Origin of the sequence: Metabacillus hrfriensis (assembly GCF_030127205.1) — a bacterium.
In the GTDB taxonomy this organism is placed as follows: Bacteria; Bacillota; Bacilli; order Bacillales; family Bacillaceae; genus Bacillus_P; species Bacillus_P dongyingensis.
The window spans coordinates 578,681-590,363 of sequence record NZ_CP126116.1 but is presented as its reverse complement, the minus strand read 5'-3'; the positions used below and the strand labels follow the sequence as shown (position 1 = coordinate 590,363).

11 protein-coding genes and 1 pseudogene are annotated in these 11,683 nt (G+C 41.0%); 4 read left to right on the top strand and 8 right to left on the bottom strand.

Annotated elements, in window-relative coordinates:
• The 3 genes from QLQ22_RS03080 (at nucleotide 1) to QLQ22_RS03070 (ending at nucleotide 2,413) form a co-directional block, all read left to right on the top strand.
• Complete coding sequence (locus tag QLQ22_RS03080) at nucleotides 1–786, top strand: endonuclease/exonuclease/phosphatase family protein (protein ID WP_284015986.1); 786 nt, start codon at nucleotides 1–3, stop codon at nucleotides 784–786.
• 119 nt (nucleotides 787–905) lie between these two features.
• Complete coding sequence (locus tag QLQ22_RS03075; RefSeq protein WP_223439581.1) at nucleotides 906–1,718, top strand: YihY/virulence factor BrkB family protein; 813 nt, start codon at nucleotides 906–908, stop codon at nucleotides 1,716–1,718.
• Nucleotides 1,719–1,801: 83 nt separating this feature from the next.
• A complete protein-coding gene (locus tag QLQ22_RS03070; protein WP_223439579.1) occupies nucleotides 1,802–2,413 on the top strand; it encodes a DedA family protein in 612 nt (203 codons plus the stop codon).
• A 167-nt stretch (nucleotides 2,414–2,580) separates the two neighbouring features.
• On the opposite strand, the gene QLQ22_RS03065 is transcribed toward QLQ22_RS03070, so the two are convergent.
• From QLQ22_RS03065 to QLQ22_RS03055, 3 genes are all read right to left on the bottom strand, one after another.
• A complete protein-coding gene (locus QLQ22_RS03065; RefSeq protein ID WP_223439577.1) occupies nucleotides 2,581–3,912 on the bottom strand; it encodes an amino acid permease in 1,332 nt (443 codons plus the stop codon).
• Nucleotides 3,913–4,005: 93 nt separating this feature from the next.
• On the bottom strand, nucleotides 4,006–4,716 hold the full coding sequence (locus QLQ22_RS03060) for a 5-formyltetrahydrofolate cyclo-ligase (RefSeq protein ID WP_223439575.1): 711 nt from the start codon (nucleotides 4,714–4,716) through the stop codon (nucleotides 4,006–4,008).
• Nucleotides 4,713–5,174: a GNAT family N-acetyltransferase gene (locus QLQ22_RS03055; RefSeq protein ID WP_223439573.1), complete on the bottom strand. Its 462-nt coding sequence runs from the start codon at nucleotides 5,172–5,174 to the stop codon at nucleotides 4,713–4,715. The genes QLQ22_RS03060 and QLQ22_RS03055 overlap by 4 nt, the downstream gene beginning before the upstream one ends.
• Before the next feature lie 91 nt (nucleotides 5,175–5,265).
• Between QLQ22_RS03055 and QLQ22_RS03050 the strand changes: the two are divergent.
• A pseudogene (locus tag QLQ22_RS03050) lies at nucleotides 5,266–6,014 on the top strand (zinc-binding dehydrogenase).
• A 47-nt stretch (nucleotides 6,015–6,061) separates the two neighbouring features.
• Here the strand turns inward: QLQ22_RS03050 and QLQ22_RS03045 are convergent.
• The 5 genes from QLQ22_RS03045 to QLQ22_RS03025 are packed head-to-tail and all read right to left on the bottom strand — an operon-like array spanning nucleotide 6,062 to nucleotide 11,681.
• The gene (locus QLQ22_RS03045) at nucleotides 6,062–6,829 is read right to left on the bottom strand and encodes a DeoR/GlpR family DNA-binding transcription regulator (protein WP_223439571.1); all 768 of its coding nucleotides are present in this window, start codon (nucleotides 6,827–6,829) and stop codon (nucleotides 6,062–6,064) included.
• 16 nt (nucleotides 6,830–6,845) lie between these two features.
• The gene (locus QLQ22_RS03040; protein WP_223439568.1) at nucleotides 6,846–8,024 is read right to left on the bottom strand and encodes a saccharopine dehydrogenase family protein; all 1,179 of its coding nucleotides are present in this window, start codon (nucleotides 8,022–8,024) and stop codon (nucleotides 6,846–6,848) included.
• Entirely contained in the window at nucleotides 8,021–9,133 is a 1,113-nt protein-coding gene (phnW, locus tag QLQ22_RS03035) for a 2-aminoethylphosphonate--pyruvate transaminase (RefSeq protein ID WP_223439566.1), read from the bottom strand. Before phnW ends, QLQ22_RS03040 begins: the two co-directional genes overlap by 4 nt.
• On the bottom strand, nucleotides 9,126–9,923 hold the full coding sequence (phnX, locus tag QLQ22_RS03030) for a phosphonoacetaldehyde hydrolase (protein ID WP_223439563.1): 798 nt from the start codon (nucleotides 9,921–9,923) through the stop codon (nucleotides 9,126–9,128). Before phnX ends, phnW begins: the two co-directional genes overlap by 8 nt.
• Entirely contained in the window at nucleotides 9,924–11,681 is a 1,758-nt protein-coding gene (locus tag QLQ22_RS03025; RefSeq protein ID WP_223443098.1) for a putative 2-aminoethylphosphonate ABC transporter permease subunit, read from the bottom strand.
• Nucleotides 11,682–11,683: the final 2 nt, after the last annotated feature.

Below are 11,683 nucleotides of genomic sequence, written 5' to 3'. Positions count from 1 at the left end.
ATGAAATTATTAACACTTAATTGTCACTCTTGGCAAGAAGAAAACCAGATGGAGAAAATCAAAACACTGGCAAACACAATCCAGGAAAAATCATATGATGTCATTGCCCTTCAGGAAGTCAGCCAGCTTGAAGATGGGCCCATCGTTTATGATCAGTTAAAAAAGAACAATTATGCGTTAGTACTTCTCGATGAGCTGAAACAGCTTGGAGTAACTGATTATCACCTCGTTTGGGGCTTTGCTCACATGGGATATCCTGGATACGAGGAAGGCTTGGCCATTTTATCCAAGCATCCTATAACCAATAAAGAAATCTTCTTCGTTACCGAAGGTCGGAATACCTGGAAAGCCCGCTCTATCGTTTGTGCCACGATTCAATACAATGAGCGATTACTCTCCTTTTACTCATGTCATCTTGGCTGGTGGCATGATGAAGAGGAGCCATGCAAATTCCAGATGGATTCTCTTCTTCAAAAGCTTGACCGATCCCATCCCTACTTTTTAATGGGTGACTTCAATAACAGCGCTGATATAAGAGATGAAGGTTATGACTACCTCCTGTCAAACGGTTTATATGATACCTATAAACTTGCTGAAGAAAAGGATTCAGGCATAACCGTTAAAGGCAAAATTGCCGGCTGGGACGAAAATAAACAGGATTTGCGCATTGATTTGATTTTATCAAGTGATGAGGTTAAAGTTCTGTCATCCAAAGTTATTTTCAACGGTGAATATAAACCTGTCGTTTCAGATCATTATGGTGTTGAGACAGAGATTAGCATGTAAATGAAGGCTGCTTCTTTATAAAGAAGCAGCTTTTTTTATTTTGTCATCTTTTCTTCTTCTTTTTGTGTTTATCCTTCATATCTCACGGGGAAATTAAAAAGGTTATAGGGAGGCCGACTATGAAAGATTTGCTAAGAAGAATTCACCAGCACGAATTAAACGACTTATCAGCCGTTATTGCCTATTATTTTTTACTTTCCCTTTTTCCGCTGCTTATTTTTTTAATTGCCATGTTTCCATATTTTTCGCTCGATGTTTCTCCATTATTAACATGGATTAATCACTACGTTCCTTCTGAAACAGCTGAACTGCTTACAGAACAGATCAAAAGTCTGTTTGGGGAAACAAATAGCTACATTCTCGCATTCGGCCTGATCGCAGCGCTCTGGTCTGCAAGTAACGCAACACATATTTTGATTCGGGCATTTAACCGGGCACTGGAAATTAAAGAAACCCGTCCTTTCATTAAAGTCCGCATTGATGCCTTGCTGTTGGCAGCGGGCCTTATCATTATCATTACAATTGCCCTGCTTCTGCCTGTATTTGGGAGAGTTATCATCTACAGTGCGACTCGGTATGCGCCCTTTCTTGAAAATATTCATCCGCTATTGAATCAGGCCAGGTGGTTTCTTTCATTTTTCATGATTAACCTGGTTTTGCTCGCCCTTTATTATTTTGCGCCAAATGAAAAGCTTGAATTTTTTGATATCTATTTCGGTTCTCTTTTAGCCACAACGCTATGGATTATAAGCTCATATGGGTTTTCTTTTTACGTTGATAATTTCAAAGCATTTAATGCTGCTTATGGAAGTTTGGGAGGCATCATTATTTTACTGATTTGGCTGTATTTCACAGCCTTCTCCATTTTGCTTGGCGGTGAAATAAATGCGATGCGCGTCTGCCGGAGAAAGAAAAAATACTGTCCTGACTGATTTCTCCTGAATGTACCAGTTTTGATATATATGACAGAGGGTATTTTCACGGTAAGAAGACGAAAAAGGAGAAAGGAGATCTCATGTTAGATTTCATCATAAATCTATTGCGGGAGTTTGGAATATGGGGTCTGATGGCGGGTCTTGCAATTGAAGCTTCATCCCTGCCTTTTCCAGGTTCACTTATAACCCTTGCGTATGGCTATTTATTGGATTTATCGATTCTCCAATTAATCTGGATTGCCCTTTTAGGCAGTGCAGTTTACACGGTATTCAGTTTTATTCCTTATTGGATTGGATATAAATTAGAGCATAAAATGAAAAAGAAGCTGACAAAAAAGAAAAAAACATTTGAAAAAACGCAGCGCTGGTTTAATAAATGCGGTCTTTGGAGCATTGCCATTGCACGGCCCTTAGGAATCGGCAATTATATTTCTTACGTTTCAGGACTGTCAAAAGTGAAGGCTTTGCCATTTGCCGGCCTTACATTTTTAGGGGTATTCCCTCTAAATATCACCATGCTCTGGCTTGGACAAATTGGCAGCCTAAAATCGATTACTGCATTCATGTCTGATATGCAGACTTATATGATAATTGCTGCCGGATTGGCGCTTGTCCTATTCCTTCTCTACCGTTTTGTCTACAAGAAGAAGGATTGTTCTGATTCAGCCAGTTCCTCTAGTCAAAAGGTATAATAGGACGAGCGGAAGCGTCCGTTTAGCTCAGGCATGCCAGAACAAATCCTGCAAAAAAGTCCGGGCTTTTTTTTGCAGGACTTGTTCTGGCGATGAAACTAGACAAAAATGCGCAAAGTTCTATACTTTTTTATCTCTAAAAAAAATCCAAGGGGAATCCCCTTGGATTATTTTTTTGCACCAATCATGTATATCAGCGACAAAATGATGCATATCGCCAGTGTGATAAACGTACCAATAGGCGGTGAAGTCATTAATATCCCAACTAGAATCGCAAGTAATGCAATTAGTGAAAACCATGATGTATATGGATAGCTTTTTACAAAAAAACCTTTTAATGCAACTCCTGGTTTTCTGCTTTTCAAATGAGCAATCGTAAGCATAATCCAGATCGTTAAAATCGCATAACCAGGCACCACCATCAGATAGCCAAACGTTTCGCCTTCAGCAAATACCGCAATGATTACTCCGACATATAAGAATGAAGTACTTGCAAGCAGCGCTCTGACAGGAACACGCTTAGAAGATAACTTCGAGAAAAATTTCGGTGCGTTTCCGTCCAAAGCCTGTGTATACAGGAGACGGGATGCAGCATACATCCCAGTGTTTGCCGCAGATATCACAGCAGTCAGCAGGACAAAATTCATAAAGCCTCCTACATAAGGAATGCCAAGTGTATCGAATACTGTTACAAACGGGCTTTGCTTGCCAACCTCATTCCATGGCATCAGACTGACAATGACAAGTATCGGAAGGACATAAAAGACTAATATTCGGATAATAACGCTGCGTGCTGCTTTTGGTATAACCTTTTCGGGATTTTCTGTTTCTCCAAGCGTCATACCGATCATTTCAGTTCCGCCAAATGAAAACATAACAACAAGCATAGAAGCGGCAATGCCTGATATGCCAAACGGAAGAAAGCCGCCATGCGCGGTAAGATTTCCAAACCCGGCTGCACTTTCTCCATTAAAGCCTGCAAAAATCAGAACGCCTCCAAGTAAAATAAACAGGGTCAAAACGGATACCTTTAACGCAGAAAGCCAGTACTCTGTCTCTCCAAATATATTAACCGCAAACAAGTTAATAACTGTGATTAATACAGAAACAAGCAGCGACAGCAGCCATAGCGGTGTATCTGGAAACCAATATTTCAAAAACCCGGCTGCAGCTGCCATTTCTGCTGCCATAACAAGCATCCAGCTGATGAAATAAATCCACCCTGCAAAGAATCCGGCATATGGTCCGAGAATCGTCTGAATCAAATCTCTCAAAGTTTTCGCTTCAGGCTGCTGAACAGCCATTTCAGCCATAGCCTGCATGACAAAATATAAAATAATGCCCGCTAATAAATAAGATAAAATAACGCCAGGTCCCGCAAGCTCAATGGATGAACTGCTGCCCTGAAAAATGCCTGCTCCGATCGCTCCGCCAAGGGCAATCATAGTCACATGCCTTGATTTCAGTCCTCTTGCTAATTCTTCATTATTTGAACTCATGCTCGTCTCTCCTTACTCATGTTCTATGCTCTTTTGTGGTACAAGTTATCTTAACAAAAAAGCAGAAACGTGAAAACTTCCTGAAATTTAGGTTTATTTCGTCAGCTCCCAAATCTCATTTAAAACCGGCATCTCCAGTTTTTCTTCTTCTGTTACCCTATCCCAATGAATGCCGTCCGGCTTCCTGTATGGTGTGTTCGTTTCCATCACACCAAGCTCTGTTACGATATAATCCACAGGCAAATCATATGTATCCACCTCAAACTCCTCATCCGTCACTTGGATGCTGTGGATCGTTGATATGACTGGAACATGAGGATTCCCAAGCTCTCTCAAAATGGCATACTCCCGATCCGAATACCCTTCTCCTTTGCCGATTCTTCTTCCGTCTTTATGAACTGCCACAGATCCGGCCACAATTAAGTCAACTCTCGGCAGGCCGGATAACGGAATTTCTTTTCCATATTCTCTAATATTCTTCAAGCTCACAGCCCGGCGCTCTTCTCCTTCAGGAACCCATTCTCTTTTCAGCATAATAAAACCTGCTTTTAACCTAGGAGTCGGAACGAGAAGTGTTTTTCCGTCTTTTATGACACGGGCACGAAGGGGAAGCTGTGGCGCATCGGGATTAATCTTTATCACATCAGCGTTCTTGTATACCTCAAGCTGTGCTGCATATTCTGCTGCCGCCGCTGCTCCCTTAAAATTCGGAATTCTATTTTTCAAAGGAAACGGAAATCCTCCAAGCTTCTCTTTCTCAAGCCTGTCCCACTTATCCTGTCGAATTTCGTCTTTCGTTTTCATTGATTTTCCCCCTTTCGCGTCAAATCTAAATAATGTGTTGAGTTTTCAAAAAGATTATCTTCTATAAATCCCGCCTGTATATAAAAGAGGGACGCTTCCTTAGTATCTGTTCTTAGCACAGCGAAATCGAAGAAATCATCAGCTGCCGTTAATAGAGCACTTAATAGAAGTTCGCCGACACCTTGCCTTCTATGTTCTTTTGAAACATAGAACCTCCTTATCCGCCCTGCCTTTTCATGCTGTGAATATGGATCCTGATTTATGCCCCCGATACCAATCAGAGTTTCATCATGATATGCACCCACCAGCATTTCCCCTGGCTTTTGAAACGTATTTTCTCCGGATTGATACTCAGTAACGAGTCTTTCCAAAAAACGAAATCCATCTTCTTTACTTTCCTCAACAAGCTTTGAAATCCCTTCCGAATCTGCTGAATCCAATCGTTTTATTGTAATCAATTTATTCCCCCTTTCCTTTTCATTAGAACATGTTAAAAGACTCTTTTATCAGTGTTGCGGTAATAAAAACACTATCAGGAGGATGAATTAAATGACGTATTCACAAAAACAAATATTGTTTGCAGATCGTCCAACAGGAAAACCAACAGACCGCCTGTGCACACCACTGAGGAAGGTCAAGTCCTTATTCGTTCTCTGTATTTATCTGTTGCCCCCTATATGAGAGGCCACATGAATGAAGGGAAATCCTATGTCGCACCTTTTCAGCTGAATGACCCAATTTCAGGCGGAGTTGTTGGTGAAGTTGTTGATTCAAAAGGCAGTAAATTAAAACAAGGGGATATCGAGAAGGCGCAACAGCCGTTGTTTCAGGTAGGGATTTGATTGATGAACTTGGATTTGATGCTGCTATTAATTATAAAACAGAAGATGTAGAAAAAGCACTTGCGGAAGCATGCTCAGAATGGCGTGGATGTCTATTTTGACAATGTTGGCGGAGAAATTTCAGATGCTGTCCATAAACAGCTGAATAAGTTCGCGCGAGTTCCGGTATGCGGTGCAATTTCAACTTATAATTCAGAAGGTGCTGACTTAGGTCCGCGCATTGAAACAACGCTGATCAAATCAAGTGTCCTTATGCAGGGATTTGTAGTCGGAGACTTCTCTTCCCGCTTCAGCAATGGCGCAAGACAGCTTGCAGGCTGGCTGCAGGAAGGCAAGCTGAAATATGAAGAGACGATCGTTGACGGCTTTGACAACATTCCACAGGCATTCCTTGGCTTGTTTGAAGGAACGAATATAGGAAAGCAGCCTGTAAAGATTGCTGAGCCGACTTTGTAAAATATTCCTTCCTATAACGAAAAGTCGACCATAATCGGTCGACTTTTTCAGCATTGTATCCAATCGCACAAAATATCCCAGTCTGCTGGTTTATCGGCATTAGAAATAATTTTGTCCACTTTTTCTATAGGCACCATTTTATAGTTGGCGCGTGAGCCAATTTTTGAGTGATCGGCTAAAACATAGACTTCCTTTGCATTTTGGATGAGTATCTTTGATAAAACCGCCTTTTCAAGATCATAGCAAGTAATGCCTTCTTCAGCGGAAATGCCGTCTATCGAGATAAAGGCTTTATTCACGTAAAATTCTTTTGCCATTTGCTCTGCCAGAGCTCCCGAAGACCGATAGTGCTTGCTTCTTACGCTTCCGCCGATAAATATAACCTCTCCATCAAATAAATTCTTATTGGCGTATGAGATCAAGAGCGATGCGACTGGAAAGGAGTTTGTAATGACGGTCACATTTGGACAATCACATAATGGCCTGACCATCTGCAAAGTTGTACTTCCTTCATCAATGAATATGACGTCGTTTTTATTAATGGAAGACACAGCCTTCTGTGCGATGCACTGCTTTTCTTCAATTCTAATGATTTCCCGTTCAAAAAGTGCTGGTTCTTCCTTTTCATCAGAAACTTTTACGGCGCCTCCATACACTTTTTTAAGTTTTTTTTCACTTTCAAGCTCTTCTAAGTAACGCCTGATGGTTTCAGTTGATACGTCAAAATCCTTAGCAAGATCGTTGACCTTCACTTTACCTTGTTTTTCTATTAGCTCCGCAATGACTCTTTTTCTTTCCTCTGCTAATAAAGACATTCCTCAGACTCCTATATTAAATATTATTTTCATCCAATTTATTGATTTCTTCATGGATAAATATACCACGTTTTTCTAACTGATTAAATATTTGTACAGGATCGGTAAAAGCATCCTCTGGTATTACGATTCCTTTTTTCTCAACCTCACCTTTTGCAATCAGCTCTGCTGCGATTGCAAAAGGAATCGCTACGTTGCGAGTGTAGGCTCTCAATCCTTCCCAGCCTTGAACCGTGCCATCTGAAGAAGGATGCGTATGGGTTAGAATATGCTCAACTCTTTCGCCATTTGCCGTTCCAATGACCTGTATATGAAGGGCATAACCATATTGCTCTGTTTCTGTGCCTTCTTTTGATTGATATAAGTACTCTGAGATACAATCCATTATCCCTATTTCTGTACCGTTTATGACAAATTTATCATTCCGCAGAATACCATAATCATATAATGCCCGAACAAGCTGCATATTTTGCTGCGGCCAAGTTCCTCTGACTTCAATTAACTGAACTCCTTTGTGCTTTAAAGCTTGAGCCAATGTTTTCGTTTCTGAGTGCGGAATAATATACTGCACACCTTTTCCATATGGCTGCGGAAGCTCAATTTCCATTGGTCTCGCAAATGGAGGCACCTGTATGAACTCACCGTTCTCAAAGACGACCCGTGATGGGAGATTCGGATCATACTCATAGGAAGTTGTTTCTGCAATCGAGCGAGAAAACGCAATAGGACGGAATGAACCGTGGCTGACTCTTACAGACTCTATTGTCTCAAGCTGATTTGCAGCATGCATGGCCATCATTTGGGTCAGGCCGGGCGTCATGCCAAAACCGGGAAGACACGTTTTTTCATTTATCTGAAATAATTCGTGCTGAGAATCCTCTTCGCCAAAGCCGTTTAAATTAATGCCATGACAGCCCGCTTCGGCGATGCAAGCCGTTGATTTTCCGTTCAGCGTTATCGTGGTGCCGTCCATTACAATATCATAGCCCCGCATTTTGGAGACTGTATCCTCATGATCAAACACGTTCACTTTTACAAAATCGACTCGCGGATCATTCAGCCACTCTACAACCTTCTTGCCTTCTTCTTCATTGAAATCTGCTACTGTGATTTTTTCAAATTTCGAATGCTCCACTAAATCTAAAATCGCTTCTCTGCAAATTTTCCCTGCTCCGCCTAAGCAAAATACTTTCATAGTTTCACAGCCTCCTCTGATGATGTCTCTTTAATTGCAGCTAATAATTGATCTATATCATTCGGATAAACCTCGCCGATATTTCCGATTCTGAAGGTATCCAATTTAGATATTTTCCCAGGATAGATCACAAATCCTTTTTGTTTTAATGCTTCATAAAACCCGGCAAATGTAAATGAAGTGTCTTTAGGATACATGAATGCCGTAATAATCGGAGATTGGTTTTCATGATTCAGCAATGCAGCAAAACCCATTTTCTGCATGCCATCGACAAGACGCCGCTGATTCTCCTTATAGCGTTCATACCTTGCCAAAACACCGCCCTCTTCTTCAAGCTCATTCAGGGCCTGAAAGAAAGCTCTGACAACATGTGTTGGGGATGTAAATCTCCATTTTCCTTCATGCTTCTCCATCGTTTCAAATTGATCATATAAATCAAGAGACAGAGATCTCGCATTGCCTTTGCATTTAGCAAGCTCTTCTTTTTTAGCAATGATAAATCCAAAACCCGGAACACCTTGAATGCATTTATTGGCGCTGCTGATCATATAATCGATTTTCAAGGCTGAGACGTCAATCGGAATTCCGCCAAAACTGCTCATGGCATCAACAATTGTGATTAATCCATGCTTCTTTGCAAGACGGCAAATATCTTCAATTGGATTAAGCATCCCGGTTGTAGTTTCGCAATGCACGACTGCAAGGTGCGTAAGATCTTTGTGGGATTCAAGTATTTCTTGAATGGATTCGATATCTAAAACAGACTGCTCATCTGTTCTTTTAATGATCGTCGGAATTTCAAGGATATCCGCCATTTCTGCAATTCGTTCGCCATATGCCCCGTTGCATGCAACGAGAAGCTTCCCCTTTTCTTTTGGGATTACGCTTGAAATGACAGACTCAACGGAGAATGTTCCGCTCCCCTGCATGAGAACAGCTGTGTATTCTTCTGAACCGGGAGCTGCAAGAGCTGTTAATCGATTTCTAATATCCTGTACGATCGCATTATAATCCTTGTCCCACGTGCACCAGTCTTTCAGCATCGACTCGCGGACTGTCTTTGAAGTTGATAATGGCCCTGGCGTTAACAGCAAGTATGGATTATTCATGTATTGTCTTCCCCTCTTCAATTTCTTTCAATAAAGGAATCAGTTCTTCAAATTTATTGATTACATAATGAGCACCAGCGTCATAGAAACGCTCTCTGACTGCATCCATTTTTTCCTTTAGTTCTTCTTGACCAAGTGTGCTCACTTCATCTTCAGTCAGTCCAAGCTCATTGCTGCCAAGAATAACTCCTACTGCCCACATGCCAGCGTTGATGCCTTCTTTCATATCTGAAACGGTATCACCGACTTTTACAAGCTTGTTCATTGGATAAATGCCCATTTCCATAGCATTCATGTATGACATCCAGGGATAAGGACGGCCTTCTTTTACATCATCAGGAGTGAAAAGATAATCGGGATAATATCCTTTTTCCTTTGCATGAGGTGCCACAATTTTCATCATTTCTTTTGTGTAGCCAGTGGTAGATCCAATTTTCAAACCTTGTCCGCGTAGCTTTTGTATCGTTCCTGCCACACCAGGAAGGGGTGTCGTAAACTGCGGAAGAATGGCAAATAAAATCTTTTCAAATTCATCATACATCGATTCAATATCCTGATCAGAAGGCTCCTGTCCATGAACATTCACCCATTCTTCTTTAATGCGCGGCATTTCGCAAAGTGCGCGAATATGATCAATTTTCAATAATCCCATCGGTTTGCGTGCTTCTTCTGCTGTAATGCTCACATCCCGATTCTCAAAAACTTCTATAAACACTTGGAGCGGTGCAAAGCATCCATAATCAATCGTTGTTCCAGCCCAATCCAAGATTATTCCTTCAATTTTCCCCATTTATAGTTCCTCCTTCAATGCTTTTCGATTTTTCATCCATTTTACAGTCAGTTCATAGCAAACCCTGACAAAAATGTTCGTCGCAACAATCAAGATGCTCATGGCAGCTGCTGATGCTAAATTCCCGGCATCATCCATGCCTACGATTGATACTGCGGCAAGTTTAAAATCAGCTGTATATAAGAAAATGACCGCTGAAACTGTCACCATGGCATTCACAAAATAATACATCGCTACTTCAAGAATAGCCGGCAGACACATTGGAACCGTCACCTTCATGAAGGTTTTATAAAATGGAACGCCCATAGACTCTGACACGAGCTCAAATTCTTTGTCCAGTTTTTTCAATGCCGTTGTTGCGGTAATAAACGAAACGGAATAAAAATGAACGATATTTACAATGACAATGATAGCTATGGTTCCGTATAGAAAATGAAACGGATTTGCTATCGTATATCCAAAGATTGATAGATTTTGTTTACTGAAAAAAAAGATGTACCCGAGACCAATAACAAGACCAGGAACTGCGAGTGGAATAAGAGACAAAAAGGTACTCAATTTCCTTAATCCAATCATGCCTCTGAATTTTTCAATCATATAAGCAAAAATGAACGTGAAAATCGTTCCAAAGACAGCAGTCAGGATCGCTGCCAGCAAACTATTTTTATAAGCCGTTAAGCCATCGCCAGTAAAGCTGTCAAAGGCAAAATGCTCTAAAGTAAACGTCATATTATAGGGCCAGATTTTCACGCTGGCAGCAATGAAAACAGCTAAAAACAGGATTAAAACGGCTAATGATATGCCAGAGCAATAAAGAAATGCTAAACGATCTCTTAAAGGATTGTGTTTTATTTGATAAGGAACTGCTTTTGAACTGGCAGCACCTTGTTGTTTCCGCTGTGATAGCTGGTCAGCTGCAAATGCGAGTATCGCCGGAAGCATGAGAATTATGCCGACCGTGGCTCCCATCCCCATGTTTTGCTGGCCAATGACCTGCTTATAGACATCTGTCGCAAGAACGTTATATTGGCCGCCTACTATTTTAGGTGCCCCGTAATCTGTAAAACTCAGAGTAAACACAACAAAAATGGAACTGATTAAGCCGTACTTCGCTGATGGAAGCGTAATCGTGAAAAACTTTTTTATTCCGCTTGCGCCCATAGAGTCAGCTGCTTCATATAGACGCTGATCGGCACCTGATAAAGCAACCATTAAAATCAGGAATGCCTGTGGAAAGGTGTAAATTGTTTCAGCCATAATGATCCCGATTGGACCATACAAATCGATCTTAAACCCAGGAATCGTTTCAAAAAATCCATTTGTAATTAAGCCTTGATTACCAAAAAGATACATCAAGGCAATTCCGTGCATCATCGTAGGGGCAAATAACGGAAGCAAAGCAGAATAGCGAAAGATCGTTTTTCCATAAATGTTTGTCCGGGCGATTGCAAATGCATATACAAATGCCAGGCTCACTGCCAGGATTGTAGTAATGCTTGAAACAAAGAGAGTATTTTGCAAGGATTGAACAAGAATTTCCGACTGAAAATAACTGACAAAATTCTGCAGGCCAATAAAAATACCTTCACTGTCAATGAATGCTTGTACAAACAACATCAGTAATGGGAGCACTAATACTGCAGCAACAGCTAAAAGCGAGAAGATCAAGAGCAAACGCTGCAGCCATTCATTTAATCCTGCTTTTTGCTGTTTACGTTTTTTCGATGAAAGTTTTGAATGTGCGGTTGCAATACGCATCT

Excerpts from the sequence above, each read along its gene's own strand:
- QLQ22_RS03080 (WP_284015986.1), top strand. The coding sequence starts at position 1 with ATGAAATTATTAACACTTAATTGTCACTCTTGGCAAGAAGAAAACCAG.
- QLQ22_RS03075 (WP_223439581.1), top strand. The coding sequence starts at position 906 with ATGAAAGATTTGCTAAGAAGAATTCACCAGCACGAATTAAACGACTTA.
- QLQ22_RS03070 (WP_223439579.1), top strand. The coding sequence starts at position 1,802 with ATGTTAGATTTCATCATAAATCTATTGCGGGAGTTTGGAATATGGGGT.
- QLQ22_RS03065 (WP_223439577.1), bottom strand. The coding sequence starts at position 3,912 with ATGAGTTCAAATAATGAAGAATTAGCAAGAGGACTGAAATCAAGGCAT.
- QLQ22_RS03060 (WP_223439575.1), bottom strand. The coding sequence starts at position 4,716 with ATGAAAACGAAAGACGAAATTCGACAGGATAAGTGGGACAGGCTTGAG.
- QLQ22_RS03045 (WP_223439571.1), bottom strand. The coding sequence starts at position 6,829 with ATGTCTTTATTAGCAGAGGAAAGAAAAAGAGTCATTGCGGAGCTAATA.
- QLQ22_RS03040 (WP_223439568.1), bottom strand. The coding sequence starts at position 8,024 with ATGAAAGTATTTTGCTTAGGCGGAGCAGGGAAAATTTGCAGAGAAGCG.
- phnW (WP_223439566.1), bottom strand. The coding sequence starts at position 9,133 with ATGAATAATCCATACTTGCTGTTAACGCCAGGGCCATTATCAACTTCA.
- phnX (WP_223439563.1), bottom strand. The coding sequence starts at position 9,923 with ATGGGGAAAATTGAAGGAATAATCTTGGATTGGGCTGGAACAACGATT.
- QLQ22_RS03025 (WP_223443098.1), bottom strand. The coding sequence starts at position 11,681 with ATGCGTATTGCAACCGCACATTCAAAACTTTCATCGAAAAAACGTAAA.